This is a genomic window from Citrobacter sp. VF227, from assembly GCF_052950715.1.
In genome coordinates this window covers 1-473 of the sequence record NZ_JBRFVF010000377.1, presented here as the reverse complement: position 1 = coordinate 473, position 473 = coordinate 1, and the positions used below count along the sequence as shown (strand labels likewise).

Here is a 473-nt window from a genome sequence, read left to right as displayed (position 1 = left end):
GTCCAGAGCATCTGGATTCGTCAAATGGGAAACTCCGTATGGGCGTTTCAACGCATCCGTCAACAAGGTTGCCAGCCAGTGTAAATGGGTGGGAGCCTGATCGTGTTTTAACGCCGCGAGCAGTATATACCAGTCACCTGTGTTTAATGTGTCAGACAGTGCCGCACAAAAATCGGTGCGGTGCGACCAGCTATCGGCCTGTAACAGCGTCAGGGCCGCACCAGGCGAACCTGCGCTAAGGCGTAACGCGCTCAACAGCGCTTCTGACGACGCGGTTGCTTCACGGGCAAGCCAGGAAGTTGCATATGACTCAGGCGGCGGCGCAAGATGGTGTAACCGGCAGCGGCTGCGTCATGTCGGCAGCAAGCGAGCTGGCTCTGCGCTGGCAAGGGAAAACCAGGTTTGCGCGGGCGGTTCTTCCAGCGTTTTCAGCAACGCATTAGCGGCAGCATCGGTTAGCTGAGCAGCATCAG

1 pseudogene is annotated in these 473 nt (G+C 57.7%); it reads right to left on the bottom strand.

The window, feature by feature from the left end:
• Positions 1-473 (bottom strand): annotated as a pseudogene (locus ACU8YC_RS26840) (DNA polymerase III subunit delta' C-terminal domain-containing protein); the annotation flags it as partial.